Source organism: Psychrobacter pocilloporae, from assembly GCF_029872915.1.
Taxonomy (GTDB): domain Bacteria; phylum Pseudomonadota; class Gammaproteobacteria; order Pseudomonadales; family Moraxellaceae; genus Psychrobacter; species Psychrobacter pacificensis.
This window is the reverse complement of the sequence record NZ_PGFT01000001.1, coordinates 2,552,805-2,573,108: the sequence shown is the minus strand read 5'-3', so window position 1 is coordinate 2,573,108 and position 20,304 is coordinate 2,552,805. Positions and strand designations below refer to the sequence as shown.

The 20,304-nt window shown below is 43.8% G+C and carries 22 protein-coding genes and 1 pseudogene; 15 read left to right on the top strand and 8 right to left on the bottom strand.

Going from position 1 to position 20,304, the window contains the following annotated elements:
• Window positions 1-16 precede the first annotated feature (16 nt).
• From fghA to CUR83_RS10950, 6 genes and pseudogenes are all read left to right on the top strand, one after another.
• Entirely contained in the window at window positions 17-907 is an 891-nt protein-coding gene (gene fghA, locus CUR83_RS10975) for an S-formylglutathione hydrolase (protein ID WP_212564228.1), read from the top strand.
• A gap of 226 nt (window positions 908-1,133) precedes the next feature.
• Window positions 1,134-1,415, top strand: a pseudogene (locus CUR83_RS10970) (TIGR03643 family protein).
• Window positions 1,416-1,528: 113 nt separating this feature from the next.
• On the top strand, window positions 1,529-2,218 hold the full coding sequence (gene rpe / locus CUR83_RS10965; protein WP_284719649.1) for a ribulose-phosphate 3-epimerase: 690 nt from the start codon (window positions 1,529-1,531) through the stop codon (window positions 2,216-2,218).
• A gap of 156 nt (window positions 2,219-2,374) precedes the next feature.
• Window positions 2,375-2,704, top strand: coding sequence for a hypothetical protein (locus CUR83_RS10960; protein WP_071003769.1), 330 nt, complete (start codon window positions 2,375-2,377; stop codon window positions 2,702-2,704).
• Between the two features lie 106 nt (window positions 2,705-2,810).
• The gene (locus tag CUR83_RS10955) at window positions 2,811-3,122 is read left to right on the top strand and encodes a hypothetical protein (protein ID WP_058024609.1); all 312 of its coding nucleotides are present in this window, start codon (window positions 2,811-2,813) and stop codon (window positions 3,120-3,122) included.
• Between the two features lie 218 nt (window positions 3,123-3,340).
• Window positions 3,341-3,652 carry a hypothetical protein gene (locus CUR83_RS10950; protein ID WP_071003085.1) on the top strand — a complete coding sequence of 104 codons (312 nt, stop codon included), beginning with the start codon at window positions 3,341-3,343 and terminating at the stop codon, window positions 3,650-3,652.
• Window positions 3,653-3,760: 108 nt separating this feature from the next.
• Here the strand turns inward: CUR83_RS10950 and rpmG are convergent, their stop codons facing one another.
• Both rpmG and rpmB read right to left on the bottom strand, forming a co-directional pair.
• A complete protein-coding gene (rpmG, locus tag CUR83_RS10945) occupies window positions 3,761-3,916 on the bottom strand; it encodes a 50S ribosomal protein L33 (RefSeq protein ID WP_010201403.1) in 156 nt (51 codons plus the stop codon).
• 127 nt (window positions 3,917-4,043) lie between these two features.
• Window positions 4,044-4,280 carry a 50S ribosomal protein L28 gene (gene rpmB / locus CUR83_RS10940; protein ID WP_057761372.1) on the bottom strand — a complete coding sequence of 79 codons (237 nt, stop codon included), beginning with the start codon at window positions 4,278-4,280 and terminating at the stop codon, window positions 4,044-4,046.
• 483 nt (window positions 4,281-4,763) lie between these two features.
• Here rpmB and CUR83_RS10935 point away from each other — a divergent pair, with 483 nt between their 5' ends.
• Together CUR83_RS10935 and purU are read left to right on the top strand one after the other, a co-directional pair.
• Entirely contained in the window at window positions 4,764-7,013 is a 2,250-nt protein-coding gene (locus tag CUR83_RS10935; RefSeq protein ID WP_212564231.1) for a hypothetical protein, read from the top strand.
• A 203-nt stretch (window positions 7,014-7,216) separates the two neighbouring features.
• Complete coding sequence (gene purU, locus CUR83_RS10930; RefSeq protein WP_083328935.1) at window positions 7,217-8,146, top strand: formyltetrahydrofolate deformylase; 930 nt, start codon at window positions 7,217-7,219, stop codon at window positions 8,144-8,146.
• Between the two features lie 76 nt (window positions 8,147-8,222).
• On the opposite strand, the gene CUR83_RS10925 is transcribed toward purU, so the two are convergent.
• On the bottom strand, window positions 8,223-9,014 hold the full coding sequence (locus tag CUR83_RS10925; protein ID WP_284719648.1) for a cytochrome C assembly family protein: 792 nt from the start codon (window positions 9,012-9,014) through the stop codon (window positions 8,223-8,225).
• Between the two features lie 413 nt (window positions 9,015-9,427).
• On the opposite strand from CUR83_RS10925, the gene ffh reads away from it, so the two are divergent.
• The 7 genes from ffh (at window position 9,428) to CUR83_RS10890 (ending at window position 15,883) form a co-directional block, all read left to right on the top strand.
• Window positions 9,428-10,966: a signal recognition particle protein gene (ffh, locus tag CUR83_RS10920; RefSeq protein ID WP_284719647.1), complete on the top strand. Its 1,539-nt coding sequence runs from the start codon at window positions 9,428-9,430 to the stop codon at window positions 10,964-10,966.
• Between the two features lie 268 nt (window positions 10,967-11,234).
• The gene (gene tsaB / locus CUR83_RS10915) at window positions 11,235-11,936 is read left to right on the top strand and encodes a tRNA (adenosine(37)-N6)-threonylcarbamoyltransferase complex dimerization subunit type 1 TsaB (RefSeq protein WP_284719844.1); all 702 of its coding nucleotides are present in this window, start codon (window positions 11,235-11,237) and stop codon (window positions 11,934-11,936) included.
• Window positions 11,937-12,021: 85 nt separating this feature from the next.
• The gene (locus tag CUR83_RS10910) at window positions 12,022-12,864 is read left to right on the top strand and encodes an undecaprenyl-diphosphate phosphatase (protein ID WP_277077111.1); all 843 of its coding nucleotides are present in this window, start codon (window positions 12,022-12,024) and stop codon (window positions 12,862-12,864) included.
• Window positions 12,865-12,931: 67 nt separating this feature from the next.
• Window positions 12,932-13,831, top strand: a complete 900-nt coding sequence (locus CUR83_RS10905) for a class I SAM-dependent methyltransferase (RefSeq protein WP_284719646.1) — start codon at window positions 12,932-12,934, stop codon at window positions 13,829-13,831.
• A 117-nt stretch (window positions 13,832-13,948) separates the two neighbouring features.
• The gene (locus CUR83_RS10900) at window positions 13,949-14,104 is read left to right on the top strand and encodes a hypothetical protein (RefSeq protein WP_284719645.1); all 156 of its coding nucleotides are present in this window, start codon (window positions 13,949-13,951) and stop codon (window positions 14,102-14,104) included.
• A gap of 194 nt (window positions 14,105-14,298) precedes the next feature.
• The gene (ubiA, locus tag CUR83_RS10895) at window positions 14,299-15,216 is read left to right on the top strand and encodes a 4-hydroxybenzoate octaprenyltransferase (protein WP_284719644.1); all 918 of its coding nucleotides are present in this window, start codon (window positions 14,299-14,301) and stop codon (window positions 15,214-15,216) included.
• Complete coding sequence (locus CUR83_RS10890; protein WP_212564236.1) at window positions 15,209-15,883, top strand: DUF4112 domain-containing protein; 675 nt, start codon at window positions 15,209-15,211, stop codon at window positions 15,881-15,883. Before ubiA ends, CUR83_RS10890 begins: the two co-directional genes overlap by 8 nt.
• A 142-nt stretch (window positions 15,884-16,025) precedes the next feature.
• Here CUR83_RS10890 and CUR83_RS10885 read toward each other — a convergent pair whose 3' ends face one another.
• The 5 genes from CUR83_RS10885 to CUR83_RS10865 form a co-directional block, all read right to left on the bottom strand.
• The gene (locus CUR83_RS10885) at window positions 16,026-16,658 is read right to left on the bottom strand and encodes a hypothetical protein (protein WP_284719643.1); all 633 of its coding nucleotides are present in this window, start codon (window positions 16,656-16,658) and stop codon (window positions 16,026-16,028) included.
• A 58-nt stretch (window positions 16,659-16,716) separates the two neighbouring features.
• The gene (locus tag CUR83_RS10880; RefSeq protein ID WP_212564237.1) at window positions 16,717-17,151 is read right to left on the bottom strand and encodes a secondary thiamine-phosphate synthase enzyme YjbQ; all 435 of its coding nucleotides are present in this window, start codon (window positions 17,149-17,151) and stop codon (window positions 16,717-16,719) included.
• A gap of 106 nt (window positions 17,152-17,257) precedes the next feature.
• Complete coding sequence (gene mnmC1, locus CUR83_RS10875) at window positions 17,258-19,330, bottom strand: FAD-dependent 5-carboxymethylaminomethyl-2-thiouridine(34) oxidoreductase MnmC1 (protein WP_212564238.1); 2,073 nt, start codon at window positions 19,328-19,330, stop codon at window positions 17,258-17,260.
• Between the two features lie 129 nt (window positions 19,331-19,459).
• The gene (locus CUR83_RS10870; protein ID WP_071003106.1) at window positions 19,460-19,891 is read right to left on the bottom strand and encodes an SH3 domain-containing protein; all 432 of its coding nucleotides are present in this window, start codon (window positions 19,889-19,891) and stop codon (window positions 19,460-19,462) included.
• On the bottom strand, window positions 19,888-20,205 hold the full coding sequence (locus CUR83_RS10865) for a YciI family protein (RefSeq protein WP_071003108.1): 318 nt from the start codon (window positions 20,203-20,205) through the stop codon (window positions 19,888-19,890). The genes CUR83_RS10870 and CUR83_RS10865 overlap by 4 nt, the downstream gene beginning before the upstream one ends.
• Between the last annotated feature and the right edge of the window lie 99 nt (window positions 20,206-20,304).

Sequence of the window (20,304 nt, the reverse complement as noted above, 5' to 3'; positions counted from 1 at the left end):
AAAAAGGATATCACTCATGCAGAATTCTTATAGTCATAGTTTGTCTAACCATAAACAGCTTACCCAAAAAAGTGTAAATCGCTGTTTTAATGGTGAGCAGCATTATTATAGTCACGAATCGACGTCTACCAAAACCTCTATGACGTTTAGTATTTATCTACCTGATGAGGCCTTGGCTGGACGACGTTGTCCTGCGATATTATATCTATCGGGTCTGACGTGTAACGCGGACAATGTGACGCATAAAGGTCATTTTCAACAAAAATGTAGCGAGCTTGGTATGATACTTATCGCACCTGATACTTCGCCTAGAAGTAGTGAAGACAGCGATGTACCAAATGATGAGCGCTATTTTGTTGGTCAAGGTGCAAGTTATTACGTAGATGCCACTCAAGCACCGTGGTCAGACAACTTCAATATGCAAAGTTACATCGTTGATGAGCTATATGACTTATTACGCTCAGAGTTTCCTATCGATAGCATCGGTATTACAGGGCACTCGATGGGTGGCCATGGCGCGTTATTACTAGGATTCAAGTATCCGAGTAAGTTTGTCAGCGTATCGGCATTATCGCCAGTGTGTGCTGCCAGTGAGTCTGCATGGGGGCAAGCCGCCTATACAGAGTACTTCGGTGATGATAAGTCTCTATGGGCACAAGCCGATGCGGCGCAGATGATCGAAAAAGTGGGACAGCAGTATGCCAGTATTTTGGTTGATCAAGGCGCGGCTGATAATTTCTTAGCAGAAGGTCAGCTACAGACTTCTAAACTACAAGACGCTTGTGCGAAAGCCGAACAGCCCTTAACATTACGCTATCAAGCGGGGCATGACCACAGCTATTATTTTATCCAAACGGTGATTAATGATCATATCGAGCATCATTGGCATATGGCTCAGATGAGCTAAGAGGTCATTCAGATGACCGTAATACATTTTTTGCTATTGCATTCATGTTTAAAAGGTAGTTTTTATGGCAGGTTATCAAGACTTGACAGCTTCTAATTCGAAGAATAAGTCAGCAGATACAAGCGCTACAAAAACGACTATGCAAGCGGATATGGATGCTGCTTTGGCAAAAAAGCAACATGATGTCGATAGTGACCACGTATCCGAAGCGAAAGCAAAAGAGTATATCGCAAAAACCGTCAACGATGCAGGTGAGAGAGTACTTGATGAGACGCAAATATCTCGCGTGATAGAGATGGCATGGGAAGACAGAACGCCATTCGGTGCGATAGAGCATAGCTATGGTCTCGATGAGACTGCGGTTATCAAATTTATGCGCCAAACGTTAAAGCCATCATCTTTTCGTTTATAGCGCAAGCGCGTGAGTAATCGTGCTACCAAGCATGAGGCAAAGCGCTCTTTTGAAGTTGGTCGTGCTTATTGTAAGACCCAATACAAGCAGCGCTAAACAACTAAGTATTTAGTATCAATATGTCAAAGGCTCGCAGCATATGTGAGCCAATTAGAATTTTCTTTTAATCTATCCATATCTTATATAAACATGAATTAGGTAGCCCAATTATGAACAGTCCTGCTAGACCTTATCTTATTGCCCCATCGATACTCTCAGCTGACTTTGCGCGGTTGGGCGAAGAAGTGGAGAAGGTATTAGAGTCGGGTGCTGATGTGATTCATTTTGATGTAATGGACAACCATTACGTACCCAATTTGACGTTTGGTAGCATGATTTGTAAGGCATTGCGTGACTATGGTGTGGAAGCGCCAATTGATGTCCATTTGATGGTATCACCTGTCGATAGTATGATTGAGCAGTTTTTGGAAGCGGGAGCAAGTATCATCACCTTTCATCCAGAAGCCAGTCATCACGTTGATCGCTCTCTTCAGCTTATCAAAGATGGTGGGGCAGAGTGCGGTTTGGTACTCAATCCTGCCACATCATTACACCATCTAGATTGTGTGATGGATAAAGTGGATCAAATTTTATTGATGAGTGTTAACCCTGGTTTTGGCGGTCAGTCGTTTATCGATAACACATTAGACAAAATACGTCAGGTACGTCAGCGTATCATCACCAGTGGTCGAGATATCAGATTAGAAGTAGATGGCGGTGTCAAAGCCAGCAACATTCGTGCGATTGCTGAAGCAGGGGCTGACATGTTTGTCGCTGGGTCTGCGATATTCAACCAAAAAGACTATAAAGCGGCTATTGATGAGATGCGCGCAGAGTTGGCTTTAGCCAATAATAGCTAATCTGCATATTGTGACATGATCGATAAACGGTGTTGGCGACCAAAAAACAGTATTGAAGTAGGCCATATCATTTGCAATTGTGCGCAGTGGCCAGTCATGTAAAGGTGAATCATGGACAACAAACATTCTACCAACTCATTGAAACCTTCTGAGACGATGAAACATACTGATCAGACACCGAAAAGTGAGACACAACGTAGCTTGGTGCCCAAAGGTATTACCATTGGCATGGCTATATTTGCGCTGGTACTGAGCTTGGCAGGTTATGGCTTTCGTTTGATGGTGGGTGATGATGTCGGAACAGTGTTGCGCCATGCTGCGGTCATTGTGCCTGCGTTCATGTTAGGTATTCCGCTGTTTTTTTGGGTAGGTTCTCGTATAGTCAACAAGGTTAAAGGACTGCATATCGAGAGCTGGAATGCCATTAGTTTGGGCTATTTGACTTCTTGTGTATCGATGTTATGGCTGATGGGCACTTATAGTTAAAGGGTTTTGCTATAAATATAGTGCTTTTTTATGCTTGCATTGTGACGTGCTATTTTATACTTTTTAATCATTAAGCCATGTTCTATGTGCATGGCTGGAATTTTATATGCGAATTGTACCGGCCAGTATTGCCAAAATTATCTATCCAAAAGATTTACCAAATGGCTTATTTACCAGCTTAATCATAGCTTGTCTTTTGATGGGGCTCGCTTCACTGCGTAACGGGACGGATTTACAGGGTTGGCTCAATGTGATTGAGAACTGGCTGCTGATGCTATTGATACTTCCGACTGCAACGGCGACTGTTGCTCTGCCTTTTAAATACCGCGATCCCACCCTTGAGCTAAAACTGGTCTATTACCTTGGGATGTTCGTTGCTTTCTTATTTACGTTAGCGAAACTGCGCTATTGGCGCTAATGTGTCCTTATTGCAAGGCATCCAAGTTTTTTATAGTGAAGACTGATGTGATAGCCCTTGAATTCTAGTGTTAAAGCGTCCATTGTATGAGTAAGACAGATTTACCCGCGTTACTGTAAGATGATAGATTTGCCGAATGCGTTTGTTTTCAATAAATAACGGCTTTGCAATCACTAGTTTCTCTACCAGTACTAAACGGGATAATAAGGAACATATTAATGCCATATGATATCGATAATGATATAGAAGTAGACAACGAAAGTAGCGATCAGTTTGCAGGGTTTGCCAAAGAAACCACCTTAGAGTTAGTGGAAGCAGATGATGGTAGATTGTTGTTGCGTGATGCCGAGCAAGATGAAGCGCCGCTGATGACTATCGACTTTTCTGACAAGCTAAAAGAGCTACTTGGTAGTGACACTCAAGTGATTGGTCAACACATGATTCATGCTGCGATTCAGGTCATTATGCAAAAGCAAATGAGTAAGTGGCATGCGCATGTATATGATAAAGAACCAACGCACTACAGTTGATCTAGTTATTAGTGAGCTGAAGATAGCTAAATATACAAACATAAAAAAAGGGTTTATCCATTGATAAACCCTTTTTTTGTTCAAATAATACCATTGATAAAATGAAGATTATTTGATTTTAGCTTCTTTAAAGATCACGTGCTGGCGTACTTTTGGATCAAACTTTTTGATTTCCATTTTGCCAGGCATAGTGCGCTTGTTTTTAGTAGTGGTGTAGTAATACCCAGTACCAGCTGTTGATACTAATTTAATTTTATCTCTCATGATAGCTTTCCTGTAAATGAGGGGTCTTCAAACGATAGGTACGTGTCTCAAAGAGCAAGTTGCCACAGCTAATGTAGCAAAACGGCAGCTAAATAATGAGAGTCATCACTCAGCTGCTATTTTTAACTTAAACTTTTTGACCTTGTGCGCGTAGATCCGCTAACACTTTATCGATACCAAGTTTGTCAATGATGCGCATACCTTTGGTAGACACACGTAGACGTACAAAGCGGTTTTCAGACTCTACCCAAAAACGATGGTTGTGAAGGTTTGGCAGAAAGCGACGACGGGTTTTGTTGTTTGCATGCGAAACATTATTACCCACCATAGGGCGCTTTCCAGTCACTTGGCAAACTCGAGACATGGCGAACTCCTAATCTATGAGGTATGAGTTTTTCTCATACCAGTCTGGGCAAGTTGCACGTTTATGCGGCATGGACACAGCAAGCGGCAGCTTTGCACCAAACAAAACTATATGAAGGTTGAGCTGGTTTTGCTGTTATCTAAAGGCAAATAACAGGCTGACCAATTCAGAAAATTTTAAAGCCGACATTTATACCATAAAACAGACAAATACTCAAATATTTTTATGATAGTTGTTGGTTTAAAGAGAGATATTATACCCTGAAATGAGCGTGCTATGTTGTTGATTGTTTAATAGTAAAGATTAATTTTTGGTTGTAAGTTATAACAAAAGTCAGTAAAGTTGCTGTTATATATTTAATACAATCTGTTAATACATCGGTATCACTGTAAATCTAAGTATCATTACCAATCTTATTTAATTCTGTGTAATGGTTTTCTGCCTTTTTGCTCGAATAAATTACTGCTCATGCGGAGTCAAAACATGTCACATCATTTGCTACCTACTTCTAAATTGTTTCAACTGACAGCGCTAACCTTATCATTGGCCTTAGCGGGTTGTGGTGGTGGGGGCACGGATACGGTTGCACCGGCGCCTGATTTGGGTACGCAACAGCCCGGTACGGGTAATGGGTCTGATAATGGAGGCCAAGAAGTGGGTGAGCTAAATGTCACACCTATCGCGCTGACAGATACTAATGGCAATATTACCCGTACTATAACATCTACAGGAGCCAATGCAAAAGTCGTGGTAACCGATAACGATGGTGCACCAGTTAGCAATGCGTTGGTAACCTTTGAAGGTGAAAATGTAATCTTCGGCACTAGTAATGCGGCCATACTAACTAATGAGGACGGTGAAGCGAACATATCTGTCAAACCGTTAGATAATAGTACGACAGGTAGTTACCAACTCAGAGCAACTGCCAGTTATGAGGATCTAACCGCAACTACCCCAGGTTATAATTTCTCTTTGCAAACCTTAGAGGTTGTATTAACAAATGTTGCTCTATCTTCTAGCAGTCTAGAATCAGGTGGTAGTACAAATATTACGTTGAAGACAAGAGATGTCATTAGTAATACCAATCAAAACAATATTTCAGTTACGTTCGATACGAGCTGTGGCACTTTTGACAATAATAGTATGGTTTCAAGCAACCAAGGTGATGTGTCTGCAACTTATCAAGCAATAGATGATAATGGCAACTTATGTGAAGGTGAGCAAACCATTACAGTTGCACCTGTAAGTAATCCTTCTAACAGCCAAACGGTAACCGTTAATATTGAAGGTGTGGAAGCCAGCTCAATAGTATATACCACTACAGATGATGTACAGCTAGGTGCCAATAATAGCGGTTCGTCACGCTCAGGAAGTATAGAATTTACTGTGTATTCAAATGGTAGACCTGCCGCTAACCAAAGAGTTCAGATAAGTAAGGTGTTCGCTCCTACTGACTTTAGTTTCGTGAGTCTGGGCAATCGAGCCCCTGAGACAGTTACGAGTGATTCTCAAGGTAGGGTCGTAGTCAATTTATATCCTGGAGCCTTACCTGGCCCAGTAGAGATAAAGGCCGCTTTAGTATCGAACAGTAGTGTCTTTGCTTTATCTAAAAATGTTTCTGTAGCGACCGGACGTGCCACACAAAATGGCTTTAGTATTTCACTAAGTAAAAACGTATTAGCTGCTGGCGTTGATGGTGATATTGCTACTGTGACAGCAAGACTAGTGGATAGAGTAGGTAACCCTGTACCTGATGGTACAGTCGTAAGTTTTATTAGCGAAGGTGGTCGAATTATTCCAAGTTGTGCAACTGCTAATGGTCAATGTAGCGTGGAATTTAGTACGCAAAATCCACGTCCTGTAGATGATCGTATCTCTGTTATGGCGTATGTAGAAGGAGACAAAAGCTATATAGATAGAGATGGGGATAACCAGTTTAGTGCTGGAGATATACTAACCCGTAATATCGGTGACTTCTTCCGAGATGATAATGAAAATAACCAGTATGATGATAATCTAGGTGAATTTATCTATCGCCGAAATGCTTCTAATCTACAATGCGGTAGCTCATCATTCAGTTATCCTAATATTGACGGAACATGTGATGACAAATTAGATGCTATCTTACGTTATCAGGTTGTATTAGGTTTGGCATCAAACAGTCCTCTATATCCAAGTTTGGGAAGAACTTTGCCAGCAAACCCATTAACTGATTTGGACTCTCCTGTTGAAGTAGACTTCAAAATGTACGGTAACGGCGCTCAAACGGTTAGCATGCCATCTGGAACGAATATTAGCATCGCAGCTGAAGATAAGACCAGTTACTCTCCTACAGCCGTTTTGGCGGATGGCAGAATTCAAGTATCAAATGCTGAGCCAAATACGGTTGCTATTGTTACAGCAGGTTCATCTTCGTTTAATGTATCTATCGGTACAAACGGTACAGGTTCGGCCTCTAGTGGTAATTTACCAGCAGACTCTTCATTGACAGTAGCAGATACAAGTTCAACATGCGAAGCTGAACTCGTTTCTGGTAGTTTGACTGTACCTGATGTTGTTAACTTAGGAGCTGGTGTACCAGTAGGAAATGGTACTTTTGGCAAGGTAACAGATGGTGCGGTCAGCTACACATTTAGCTACAGTGGTTGCCGCCCTAACGATCAACTTAAACTAACAGTGGTAACGCCATCTCCAGCTGCAAACAGTTCTACAAAACTGATTAGATTTATATAAAGTCAATTAAGCTAAAAGTATAGAACCCCCAACCCTATGTTGGGGGTTTTTACGTTATATTCTCAAATAACTAAATTATCCTAAATAACCAAAAACAACCAACTCGCTCAGCAAAGCATCGCAAAAAAGATTAAAATAACCGGTTTACTCCGCTGCCAGCAATTTTTCAGCGAACAGTCATCACTTCTTATATTGGGCGTATTATGTCAGACAACACCAAAACGGCTTCATCATCACGTACAACAAACATCGCTTCTCAGAGCAAACAGATTCCTAGCTTTACTGATACAGCGACATTGCTCATCAAATGCAAAGATCAGGCGGGTATCGTACAGGCAGTCTCTGAATTTATTCATCGCTATGGCGCGAATATCATCACCTTAGATCAGTATTCAACAGCTCATGAAGGTGGTCAATATTTTATGCGTTTGGAATTTGCGTTGGCAGGCTTGAGCGATATCATTGAGAACTTTGAAGCCAGCTTTGCACATACTGTGGCTAAACGCCATAACATGGACTGGCGTCTGCATAACAATGCTACCAAGACCAAAGTGGGTATTTTGGTGTCAAAGTTTGATCACGCATTATTGGACTTATTATGGCGACACCAGCGTGGCTTGCTGGATTGCGAGATTACTTGCGTGGTGAGTAACCATCCTGATTTACAACAAGCGGTCGAAAACTTTGGCATTACCTTTCACCATGTGCCCGTGACCAAAGAGAATAAGGTAGAAGCGGAGGAGCAAATCCATAAGCTGATGGCAGGTAATGACTTACTAGTGTTGGCGCGTTATATGCAGATATTGTCAGCTGATTTCGTGAAGCGTTGGCCGATGCAAGTGATTAATATCCATCATTCGTTCTTGCCTGCGTTTGTGGGTGCAGATCCTTATCGTCAGGCTTATGATAAAGGCGTCAAGCTGATTGGCGCAACAGCGCACTATGTGACTGCTGAGCTGGATCAAGGGCCTATTATTGAGCAAGACGTACACCGTGTGACCCATCGCCAAGGGGTAACAGAGTTGCGCGCTATTGGCCGTGATATCGAGCGTAATGTATTGGCACGTGCTGTCAATTGGCATGTGCAAAACCGTGTGATTGTAGCAGGCAACAAGACCGTAGTTTTTAACTAAAAAATCAGTAGAAAATTGAGTAAGAAAGGCGGTCAGTAGCAACAGTTACTGATCGCCTTTTTTATAATGTGATATTTTATATCAGCATTTCCAAAACAAACTTACTACCCACAAAGCCAATCGCTAACAGAATAAAGGCATAAATAGTGATATTCGCCGCACGTTTGCCTCGCCATCCTGCGCGCCAATTGCCAAGCAGCAACGTACCAAATAATAACCACGAGAGCAGACTAAATACTGTTTTGTGCACGATATGCTGTGCCATCAAATCTTCGACATAGATAAACCCAATCCCCAGTGCGATACTGAGTAATACAAAGCCTACCAAGAGCATATCGAATAATAGACTCTCCATACTTTGTAATGAGGGTAATTTATTGACCCAAAATCGGTGAATGGTATGATGCTTGAGCTCGCGAATTTGTAGACGCAAAAATAGCGCTTGTACTGCCGCCATTAACAGCACACAATAGGCCGCTAACGATAATAGGATATGAGCTTCAAGACCGACACTGACTTCAGTAAGCGGTTGATAGGGTGCGCGGCCAATATAGCCGACGGTCATACCTATTAGTGCAGTAGGCGCAGCCAAAATACCAAGGCTCAGAATAGGGCGGTACAAACAAAACAGCAGGTAAAAGAATAAGAAGAATAAACTGGTCAGGCTAATGATATTGAACAAATTGAAATTCAGACCATAAAGCGTCACTACATATGGATAAAGTAAGGTCGCATGTGCGGCCATCCCTACCAATAAAAGCCCCAAACTGACGCCTTTATGAATAGGTTTGTCCTGAATCAGCGCCCAACCAATATGGAGGCTGACTAAGACATAAGCCATGCTAGCAAGTAAGAATGCAAGGTGCACAGATAAAAAGCCTCATCTTATACTGAGCATAAACTGCCGCTCAATGTGTCGCTAAAGTGGTATTATCAGAATGATTAGAATAATCGTCCAATTTATCATAAAATGGGTGCCAGTTGAGCATCATCTTACTTATTGCTTATAAATATGATTGACAAAGCAGCAATCCGCAAAATATATCGTAAGTCACTTATAAATATCAGAGCCAAGTTTTGCAAAACCACTATAAGTTTTGAGTCGTGTTGATGCTATAGTATTGATAATATGATTTTTTATAAGAGAATGTCCCAGTATTTGATAGTCCATCCTAATAGTATTGATGAACCATTTGAATCGTTTGATTCGCCACCATTTTATTGAAAGTTATTTTAATTGCGTATTATTTAATTGAAAACCATTTTAATTGAGAGTTATTTATGTTTGATACCTTAACAGAACGCTTATCGTCCAGCCTACGTAATATCGTAGGATCTGGACAACTGACTGAAGACAATATCAAAGACACCCTGCGTGAAGTACGTATGGCATTGTTAGAAGCTGACGTAGCACTGCCTGTCACTCGTGATTTCGTCAAACGCGTCAAAGAGCAAGCGCTTGGTGCTGAAGTGCTAAAAGAGCTAGCGCCAGGTCAAGCCTTTGTCAAAATCGTACACGACGAGCTGACCGAAATGATGGGCAGTGCCAATCAGCAGTTAGAGATGACAGGCAAACCGCCTGTGGTTTATTTGCTAGCAGGTTTGCAAGGTGCGGGTAAAACGACCACAGCTGGTAAATTGGCCAAATATCTACAAGAGCGTCAAAAGAAAAAAGTCATGCTGGTATCGGCCGACGTTTACCGTCCAGCGGCGATCAAACAGCTTGAGCAAGTTGCCGGTCAGGTAAATGCCAAGTTTGTCAACTCAAGCACGGATGAAAATCCAATCGATATCGCAAAGCGTGCGATTGAAGAGGCCAAAATCCAGTATCAAGATATCCTTATCATTGATACGGCAGGTCGTCTACATATCGACGATACCATGATGGATGAGATTAAGGCGCTAACGGCGGCGGTTAACCCATCTGAGACACTATTCGTCGTCGATGCAATGACGGGTCAAGATGCCGCCAATACCGCAAAAGCTTTTAATGATGCGTTGCCATTGACGGGTGTTATCTTAACTAAGACTGACGGCGATGCACGAGGCGGTGCGGCGCTGTCTGTACGTGCTATCACCGGCAAGCCAATTAAGTTCTTGGGCCGCGGTGAGAAACTAGGCGAGTTAGAGCTATTCCACCCTGAGCGTATTGCCCAGCGTATCCTTGGTATGGGCGACGTACTGAGTTTGGTCGAAGAGGTTGAGCAGAAAATCGACCGTGATAAAGCCGAAAAAATGGCGAAAAAGATGCAAAAAGGCGGTGATTTCGACCTTGAGGATCTATTAACCCAGTTCCAGCAGATGAAGAGCATGGGTGGTATGGCAGGTTTCTTAGATAAGATGCCAGGTATGAGCGGCTCAGACATGCAAAAAGCCGTCGAAGATGCCAAGCCAGAAGAAAAAGTACGTGAGATGGAGGCGTTGATTAATTCAATGACGCCGTTTGAGCGCAAAAACCCTGATAAGATTAATCCAAGTCGTAAGCGCCGTATCGCTGCAGGCTCAGGCCGTGAGATTCAAGATGTTAACCGTTTGCTCAAGCAGCACAAGCAAATGGCAAAAATGATGAAAATGATCTCAAAGCCTGAAGGCATCAGTAAAATGATGAAGTCTATGCAAGGCCTCATGGGTGGTGGTAGCGCAGGCGGTGGTGGCCCATTGTTTGGCGGCGGTCAGCAAGGCACTAAAAACGTGAATCCAGAACAAATGGCCAAGCAAATGGGACTGGATCCGAACAATATGCCAAGCACCGAAGAGATGCAAAAGCAAATGCAAGAAATGCAAAACCAAGCGCCAAAGAAGTTTAAAACACGCTTCTAAGCCATCGTGATGCATACTGGAAGTATTTTATATATACCCTAAAGCTACCTAAGCTTTAGGGTTTTTTATGGTTAGCTATGAATAAGTACAGATGAATAAAGTGTGGAAAAGCGTAGAAATTGATAAAATTCATTTAGCCTAAATGCTATGATAGGCGCTGTTTCATTCTGTCTAAATTTTGATAGTACATAAATAATAAATAACTATTAAAAATTATTAAGATCTGACAAACCCATTTAGAACGCCAAAAGTAAAAGCCGAGGTTGTGATGTTTTTAGCAATGGATACCGTGTTCGATCAGTGTTCGATCGCGATTTTAGATTCGAGCGGACAGGTACTGTCGAACCATACCGAAACAGGCAAGCGTCAGCAAACTCAGCAGATCTTACCGATGATTGATGCTGCACTATCTGAGGCGCAGCTACGTCTTGCTGATATACAGGCTTTAATATTTAATCGCGGGCCGGGTGCGTTTAGCGGTATTCGTATCAACACGGCAGTGGTGCAAGCGTTGTCTGTCGCGCATGACTTGCCTTGTGTTGGTGTCTCTAGCCTACAAGCGATTGCACAATCTGCGTATCAGCAGTACGGGCTGACACACCTATACAGCGCCCTTGATGCTCGTATGCAGCAAGTCTATTTCGGACAGTATGAGTTGGTAGTTGACGACGAGTTAGGTTATAGCATCATGCAGCCAGTACGGGCTTATGGCAGTGATAGCACTGAGCAGCTATTAGATTATGATAGCCAAACAGCACTGAATCTCCCTATCGCGGGGAATGGCGCGATGCTATTAGCATTGCATGATCAGCAAGTGTGCCATGAAGACGTCTGGCCAGACGCTGTTATCATCGGGCAGCTTGGTGTTGCTCAGTTTGCAAACGATGGTGGTACGGAGGCGGCGCAAGCGCTACCAAAATATCTACGTAACCAAGCTTGGAAAACACTTAAAGAGCAAGGCAAAGCGTAGCTTTTGAGTATTTTTTAAGCATTAATCAATATAAAACCAACGTCAACATAGGACAGCCAATCGGCCTGTTTTTAGGAAAGTCATTGTGGATATACTGTTATTCGTTCAAGCTGTCATCATGGGTATCGTGGAAGGTATCACAGAGTTTTTGCCCATCTCCAGCACGGGGTATTTGATTTTATCAGCCGATGTGATGGGATTTTGGACCAAAGAAAAAGTCGATTTGTTTGTGGTCGTGGTACAGCTTGGTGCTATCTTGGCAGTGATATATGACTATTGGGGCAGACTGTGGCAAGCATTGATGGGTCTCATAACAGGTAAAGCAGAAGGCATGACCAATCCTAGGCAACTGGGACTCAGTCTCATTGTCGCGACCATTCCTGTGATGATTGTTGGCTTTACCTTTGCTGATGAAATCAAAGCTTATTTGTTTAATCCTATTGTCGTTGCCATTATGCTCATCATCGGTGGTCTGCTCATATTCTATGTGGAAAAGCGCCCTAAAACCATCATTGCAAAAGAAGCAGAAGATGTCAGTATAAAAACGGCCTTAATGATTGGCCTATTTCAGTGTCTGGCTCTGATACCAGGCACGTCACGCTCAGGATCGACGATCATTGGGTCGCTATGGCTTGGAGTCTCGCGTAAAGCCTCCGCTGAGTTTTCTTTCTTTTTGGGTATTCCTGTTATTGTTGGCGCCGCCTTATTGGATTTGATTAAGCATAGGGAGATACTGAGTAGTAGTGAAGACTGGTTGGTATTAGGTGTTGGAACCATCGTGTCGTTTGTCGTGGCGCTACTCTGTATTCGCTTGCTTGTAGCATGGGTGAGTCGCCGTGACTTTACTATTTTTGCTTGGTTACGCATTATCACGGGTGTTATCGTGTTGGTCGCGGCTTGGGGCTTTGGTTACCAAATGGCGGGCTAGATTTGTACGATGGCTTGTAATGCTATAGGTAAAAAGTAAGCAGTTATAAGTAAAAAGGATGATGGTTATGACAGCGCTGCATCACACAGATAATAAGTCAGGTGACCTTGTACAGTGCCAATTGTTCTATGTGAATGACAACCAACAAGCTCAGATTGAGCGCTTACAGGCATTGATAGCTGAGCACAAATTACCAATCGTCCTAAAGACTGAGCTCTCCACGGAGAAATTAACACAAAAACGTCGCCAGCAACTGAGCCAAACATCCTCTCAACTTATTTTGCTGCTTGATAAAAAAGATAAGCTATCGTGGCTTAGTGATGGACTGAGCGTGTCACCAGAGTGGGATAAATTGCAACGCCGCGTGGTGAGTGCTGGTCGTAAGTCGGAGCTATTACTGCAAGCAGCAAAGATTACCGCAGATAGCCATGTTATCGATGCCACGGCCGGCTTTGGCCATGATAGTTTGATATTGGCCAGTACTGGCGCACAAGTCATTATGCTTGAGCAGCAGCCGCTAATGGCGTTGCTGTTACTTGTAGAACAAGAGCGTATGAGCGCGCAGCCTAATTGGCAAAAGCTCATGAGCCGTCTACATATTATCAATACTGATGCACTGAGTTATTTTGCGAGCCTAAAAGCTGACGATATATCGAATGATGGCAATGCAGTCGATGTGGTGTATTTAGATCCCATGTTTCCAGAGGATAGCTACCAAGACAGTAAGACAGGTAAAGGTGCCAAAGTCGGCAAGCACATGCAAGCGCTGCATCAATTGGCGCGTCCACCAACGCTAGAGGAAGAGCGCCGACTGCTAAATAGTGCTAAGGCAATTGTGAGTCGAAGCGCGCAAGGACAAGGTCGCGTGATCGTCAAGCGGCCACAATTTGCGCCATTACTTGCCGATGAGCCGGTTAGTGAAAGCTGGCATAATGAAGCCGTGCGCTTTGATGGGTATTTTGCCTGACATCGGTTTTTCGAGGATTATTTCATAGCCACTGTTTGTGATAAATAAGTGTATCAGCATAAACATACGTCATTCATTAGCTTGAGTATTTAGAATACATGTATTCAGGAGCAGGAAATGTCAGCGCTAATCATTTGGGTCATGGGTGCAGGCTTATTGTTATTGTTGGTCAATATCATGCTGCGCACTCAGATTCTTCGGCTTGAAGCACGTTTAAAGGAATTGAGCAGTCCACAAGAGCAATTGGCATTTTTGCGAACAAGCAGCACATAAAGATAAAATCCCTGCGATTAAAGCGTTACGTAAACAGTATCCTGAATTGTCTCTAATTGAGGCGAATAACTTATGGAAACAAATCTAACGATTAGGGCGTGTCCCTAATTCAAACGTTTATCACTATTTTTAAAATAGCGACACGCCCTAGCAAAAAAGCATATAACACTCTTTATTGACGATAATAAGAAGCCATGACATTCAAAGACAAACTACAAGCCTATATCCAGCTCACGCGTTTTGATAAACCAGTGGGTATTGAGCTGCTACTATGGCCGACATTATGGGGCGTACTGTTAGCTGCCATGGGCCAAGCCCAGCAGCAAGGAGTTACAGCAGGTCTGCCAACGCTCAAGATATTTGTAATATTTGCCCTCGGTGCAATATTTATGCGCGCCGCTGGTTGTGCGATTAATGATTTTGCGGATCGTAAAGTAGATGGTCATGTGACTCGCACCAAAGGTCGTCCATTAGCAGATGGACGTCTATCTGGCAAAGAAGCCATTGCTGCATTTTTGGTACTGGTATTACTCAGTGCCAGTTTGCTGTTTTTCTTACCCGTTGCCGTTTTTTATTGGTCGCTGGGTGCTGTTGTATTGGCCTTTATTTATCCCTTTATGAAACGCTATACCCATCTGCCACAAGTATTTTTGGCAGCGGCGTTTGGCTGGGCCATACCGATGTCTTATGTGGCGGTGCAGGGCGCTCCCGATATTTGGTGCTGGCTATTATTCTTTGCTTATATGTGCTGGACGGTGGCCTATGACACGCAGTACGCAATGGCTGACCGCGAGGATGATCTCAAGATTGGGGTCAAATCAACGGCGATATTATTTGGCCGCTATGATGTGATTATTATCTCAATCCTGCAAATGCTATTTTTGCTGATGATGGGCGCGGCTATGTGGCATTACTTTGCCCCAACAACGCTAGGCGTGACACCCGTATTCGGATTGGCATTGGTGGCGATGATGTTTGCCAAACAAAACAGCGCTTGTGCCAGTCGCAATGCGCAGGCTTGCTTTCAGGCATTCTTAGCCAATATCTGGGTAGGACGCTATGTTTTTGCCCTCGTTGCAATTGCTTGTATATGGACGACTCTAAATGGATAAATTTAAGAAGTTGTCGAGATTTAAAGCAAAGAAATCCTCTAATACAAATGGCTCAGTCGTCGATTATCAGGCAAAACTTGCTGAGCAGGGACTGACACGCGAGCAAGTCATTGCCACCGAGCGTAAACTGGCAAAGTTTGCTAATACAATGGATTCTCTTGTCCGCGTGCCTTTTACCAAGCAAGGCATAGGTGCGGATGCGGCGCTCTCTACCATTCCTCTCGCAGGGGATGTCGCAGGACTGATACTGACCAGCTATGCTTTTATACTGGGTCGTCAGCTGGGTGTTCCTGCCGATAAAATGACACCTGCGGTCAGACTGGCGCTGATTGATATGGTGGTCGGTATTGTGCCCGGCATTGGGACATTGCTAGATATTTTTATTCGCCCTAGCCGCAAGACATTGGGTATCGTACACGAGCATTTGCATCAGGAGTACGGCATCACTGAAACCATGCATATGGATCGGCCTTTTTTACATCAGTCATTAGAAGACAAGCAGCAAGGCCGCTTTGGTGCATTTTGGCGCAATTCTATAGTAGCGTGGCTGTACTTGCATATCCCTGACATATTGGGACTCATCGTGATTGTATTTGTTGGTTGGGGGATATGGACGGCGATAAGCTGGTTGGTCGGACTTTTTGGTCAATCGACTGGGTTTGGATAAATAAAGTTATATATTAGAAATTTGAGTGAATGCAAGTAAGCGGAGAGCATTCAGTATTAGTGAAAAAAGGCGGCAACGATAGTAACGTTTGCCGCTTTTTAATTATTTAAGATAAGACTTTCAAAAAGGATGCAATTAGCACTTATTCAGTGACGACTTCTGCTTCAGCACTGACTGCATCAAAGCTAGTGACGGTATTGTTTTGGATAAGATCAATGGTGCCGCCACCTGCATGACTCACCAGTTGGACGTTACCGTCAGCTGAGCGATAAGTGGGGTTGTTGCCTTGACCTTCTGGTGCGCTGAGTGTCATTTTTGGCTGGTTGGGTCGAGTGACGATGGCATTGAGCAACCCTGCAGCTGACGTTTCAAAAACGACCGATAAGGTGTCGCCTGCTTCACTTTTGTAACGGACATCAGTGATTTGTGCGCCTTTGATGGCCTGTTCTGGATTGGGCGATGTAGCAGTATTACTTGGTGCAGCGACAGTGCCTCCAAGGTCTTGCTCTAGTTCAGTCAAGCTCACATCGCGCTCTGAATTAGCTTCAGTCTGTGATGGGTTCTGAGCATTCTCTATACTGTCATCCGCCGCTTCATTGACATTGATATTTGTGGTGACAGGCGTTGTCTGTGTTGGTGTTTCGGTAGGTGCTTCAGGTTCTGGCGTTTCTTGACAGGCAGTCAGCAAAAACACACTCAAAAAAAGAGCAGAAGCTTTGAGACAGTGAACCTTAGCGTTTGTTGAGCTTGGTAATTTTAAGACAAAAGTGGTCATAATCAGGTTTATCCGTTAATAGCGCGCTATATCAATGTGGCAGGTTGACTCTATATTATTACGTATTGACCGTAATAACCAGCTTGCGTTGTCCGCTATATCCAGTCACGTCTCTATGCTCACATAAGTAAACCCCTTGCCACATACCTAGACCCAAGACACCATCTATCAGAGGAATGGTCAAACTTACCCCAAGCATCATGCTTTTGAGATGCGCTGGTAGATCATCGGAGCCTTCTAAAGTATGGCGGTACTCTGGCTGATCGGATGGGGCGATTTTATTGAGCCAATCCTCTGTGTCCAATCTTACATCTGGGTCAGCATTTTCATTAATGGCGAGACTGGCTGACGTGTGTTGCAAAAACAAATGAACCAGCCCCGCTTTGGCGCTGGACGGTATGAGCTGAGCAATGGCTTCCTCGATGATAGGCGTGATGACATGAATACCACGGGCATAAGTAGGTAGGGTGATGGTGGTTTGATGATAGCTCATGATGCTTATCTCATTGTCGGAATGAACATTAAATAAAGATATCACAAGATAATATGAATCGTCGAAAGCGTTGTTTTGATGTACATGAATATCATCCTAAATGATATCAAGTGAGCGGTGTTTGCAAACGGGTACGATTGGGCGATAGACGTGCGAGCATTGCATTAGATAGTGGCGCAAATGACCCTAGCATCATACCCGCTAACGCTTCAGCGCAGATGGGTGCCAACGCATAACCTTTTGCACCCATTGCACTCATCGTCCAAATTCGCTGACTGTTGGTTAGTTGCCCAACGATTGGATGATAATCAGGTGTCTGAGTGCGAATGCCAGCGCGCCCTTGCCACAGGCTAGTATCGGCTGGCACGATAGATGCCATCTCAGGAATGGCAGCAACGAGCTTGTCTCGGTTAATCTGATGTTCTTCATCTCGAATGTCAGTACCTATATCATTGCGGATAAAACTTGCGCCTAATAATAGATATGGCTTGCCAGCGGTGACAGTGTTTAGGTTATCATCTCCTGCTTGTGCGTTAAAGGGCGCACAGTAACCACTATATTTAAGCGGGATTTTTGGCAAATTTATCAGTTGCTCTAGGCTAGGACGAAACCAAGACAGTTGACCACGAATTTTACGGCAATCAAAAATACGCTCATCTAATTGATGACTCTCAAAGGCGGCGCAAATAACGACATGATCAGCAAGAATAGAGACAGTCTCCTGATTTTGATCACTGCCTTCAATACACACTTGCTGTTCAGTTTCGTTAATTTCACTCACTTCTAATTGCTGAAAGCGAATGAGCGGATGTGTCAATATAATAGTTTTCAATGCTTGCGGATTGACCAAACCAGACTGTGGTAAGTATAAGTTCTCTGATAAGTCTTGCTCTTTTATTCCACTAATATTCTGTGCTTGCTCATGGGGTAGGGTGGTTGCCATCTCATCAGGATAATCTGCGATTTGCTCGGTGCCAATATTGGCTTTCACCAGTAAATCAAGCGCTCCAGTCGGCTCTAGTACTGGCGCTGTATTGAGCTGTGTGGCTTTCTGATTAAGGTCTCGATATAGCCTGCTGCTATAAAGATAACCGATGGTATGCAAATGCTCATCAACGTGGTGAATTGGCGTCATTTTTGGGGCAAGCAATGCTCGAGGGTTGCCTGAAGCGCCAGCCAGAGGCGCCGTTTTGTCTAATAAAGTGACCGCAATGCCGCGATTGGCAAGCGACCAAGCCGTTAGCAACCCTGAAACGCCTGCACCAATGATGGCAGTGTGATTAAAGGTGCTATCTGTTGTTATCTGCTCCGCATCGTGGCTTTCGTTATCACAACTTTTATTATCACTAGTAACGTCAATATGGTCTGTATCGGTCATAATGGCGGTGAGCATTTCTCGCTTTCGACCAAAACCTTTTACCTTTTTGATGGCAAAGCCATGTTCCTTGAGCCCGCGCTTGACGATACCTGCACAGCTATAAGTGGCGGCGGTGGTATGCGGACGCGATAAGCGCTGCATCTGTGCAAAAATACTGTCAGCCCACAAGGTACTGTTGCAAGAAGGCGCAAAGCCATCCAAAAACCACGCATCGATATGAGGCTGAGGCGCAGACTGCTGAGAGCGCTCTATTGCCAGTTTGCTAAGGCTCTGAGCTGCATCACCAAGCCATATATCGACCGTCAGATTATCATAAGAAAAATCCAAACGATGACAGCCTGCGATAAGAGGCGGATACGCAGCCAAAAGTGGCTCAATCAACGCTACAAGCTCAGGAGCACGTTGACCCCATAGGGCAAGTATGTGCGTCAGATCTGCAAGCGGTATTGGGAATTTTTCAGTGGTAATGAAATGTAGGCGGGCATCTGCCAGTTGTGGGTAGGTATCGCGCAGCTGTCGCCATAACTGCCAAGTCGCTAACAAGTTAAGCCCAGTACCAAAACCCAATTCGGCAATCGTAAAACATTGCTGTGGTACAAGGCCTGCCAAGCGATCAGGCAGCTGATTGTGCGCTAAAAATACATGACGTGTTTCTGCCAGACCATCCGCATGCGAAAAATACACATCGCCGAACTCACCAGATACTGGCACCATATTTCCAGTATCATCCATTTGCCACTCAACCTTGGCAGGTGTGATAGTGTTTAATGGTTCAGCGTTTGTGTGATGAGCGATAGACATGGAAACTTCTTAGTAGGATGATTTACTATAATAAAAATGTTGTTGATGACAGAATCAAGTTCATAAAAATACAATGAGACGTCGCAGAATAGAGCAGGTAAAAGGCTAAATCTATAAAGAGCGCATCGCTTACCAGCGATCACGGCGAACGAACACCAGCCACGAGATAAAAATACCCACCAATAAACTGATCAAAACGGTAAATGCACCATACAAAAACAGCTGACCTTTGCTCTCATAGACTAAGACGTTTGCTTGAGTCTGCAAGTCATTTACTTGGCGTTGCAATTGTGCATTACGGCTGAGTAGTTCTTGATTGGCCTCGGACAGTGCTTTAGTAGACGGTTGCAACTGTGCTGCCAGAGTATCATTGATATCTAGTGCTGAACTTGTTGCTGCATCGCCTACAGCAGGTTGATTTATAGAGGCTACTGTAGGATTCGCTGCCTCTGCGTTGGGTGCCGTTGGCGCGGCTTGCACTGATACTGCTGCCATCAGTAGCAGGCTAGCCAAGCTACTTTTATAGAATCGAGTATTCAAATAAAGGACTTTCTGACTCACGATGCAGCTACTTTATCAGTGGGCGCAGGCAATGCTTGGATAAATGGCTTGATATCCACGTGGCTATAAACGCCATCACGTAAATAAGGCTCATCGTTTGCCCACGCTTGTGCCGCCTCGATAGAGTCAAACTCAGCAATGATTAAGCTGCCTGACATATCGCTCTTGCCATGTTCGATCGGCGTTGGGCCTGCAATCACCAGACGATCTTCACGACTTAGCGCCTGTAATCGCTCAATATGTTCAGCGCGAGTAATCAGACGCTGTGCGCTGCTATTAGCCACATCATGACCAATAATGACAAATAAAGACATGGAACTTCCTTAGTTGATAATAAAACGTAATGATTGATTTGAAATACATCGTATAACGCTAACGGCTGATTACTTTGAGCTCTAAAAGCAGTTTTATCA

What these genes read in the sequence shown, in the direction of transcription:
- fghA (WP_212564228.1), top strand. Translation starts at nt 17, where the DNA reads ATGCAGAATTCTTATAGTCATAGTTTGTCTAACCATAAACAGCTTACC.
- rpe (WP_284719649.1), top strand. Translation starts at nt 1,529, where the DNA reads ATGAACAGTCCTGCTAGACCTTATCTTATTGCCCCATCGATACTCTCA.
- CUR83_RS10960 (WP_071003769.1), top strand. Translation starts at nt 2,375, where the DNA reads ATGAAACATACTGATCAGACACCGAAAAGTGAGACACAACGTAGCTTG.
- CUR83_RS10955 (WP_058024609.1), top strand. Translation starts at nt 2,811, where the DNA reads ATGCGAATTGTACCGGCCAGTATTGCCAAAATTATCTATCCAAAAGAT.
- CUR83_RS10950 (WP_071003085.1), top strand. Translation starts at nt 3,341, where the DNA reads ATGCCATATGATATCGATAATGATATAGAAGTAGACAACGAAAGTAGC.
- rpmG (WP_010201403.1), bottom strand. Translation starts at nt 3,916, where the DNA reads ATGAGAGATAAAATTAAATTAGTATCAACAGCTGGTACTGGGTATTAC.
- rpmB (WP_057761372.1), bottom strand. Translation starts at nt 4,280, where the DNA reads ATGTCTCGAGTTTGCCAAGTGACTGGAAAGCGCCCTATGGTGGGTAAT.
- CUR83_RS10935 (WP_212564231.1), top strand. Translation starts at nt 4,764, where the DNA reads ATGTCACATCATTTGCTACCTACTTCTAAATTGTTTCAACTGACAGCG.
- purU (WP_083328935.1), top strand. Translation starts at nt 7,217, where the DNA reads ATGTCAGACAACACCAAAACGGCTTCATCATCACGTACAACAAACATC.
- ffh (WP_284719647.1), top strand. Translation starts at nt 9,428, where the DNA reads ATGTTTGATACCTTAACAGAACGCTTATCGTCCAGCCTACGTAATATC.
- tsaB (WP_284719844.1), top strand. Translation starts at nt 11,235, where the DNA reads ATGTTTTTAGCAATGGATACCGTGTTCGATCAGTGTTCGATCGCGATT.
- CUR83_RS10905 (WP_284719646.1), top strand. Translation starts at nt 12,932, where the DNA reads ATGACAGCGCTGCATCACACAGATAATAAGTCAGGTGACCTTGTACAG.
- CUR83_RS10900 (WP_284719645.1), top strand. Translation starts at nt 13,949, where the DNA reads ATGTCAGCGCTAATCATTTGGGTCATGGGTGCAGGCTTATTGTTATTG.
- ubiA (WP_284719644.1), top strand. Translation starts at nt 14,299, where the DNA reads ATGACATTCAAAGACAAACTACAAGCCTATATCCAGCTCACGCGTTTT.
- CUR83_RS10890 (WP_212564236.1), top strand. Translation starts at nt 15,209, where the DNA reads ATGGATAAATTTAAGAAGTTGTCGAGATTTAAAGCAAAGAAATCCTCT.
- CUR83_RS10885 (WP_284719643.1), bottom strand. Translation starts at nt 16,658, where the DNA reads ATGACCACTTTTGTCTTAAAATTACCAAGCTCAACAAACGCTAAGGTT.
- CUR83_RS10880 (WP_212564237.1), bottom strand. Translation starts at nt 17,151, where the DNA reads ATGAGCTATCATCAAACCACCATCACCCTACCTACTTATGCCCGTGGT.
- mnmC1 (WP_212564238.1), bottom strand. Translation starts at nt 19,330, where the DNA reads ATGTCTATCGCTCATCACACAAACGCTGAACCATTAAACACTATCACA.
- CUR83_RS10865 (WP_071003108.1), bottom strand. Translation starts at nt 20,205, where the DNA reads ATGTCTTTATTTGTCATTATTGGTCATGATGTGGCTAATAGCAGCGCA.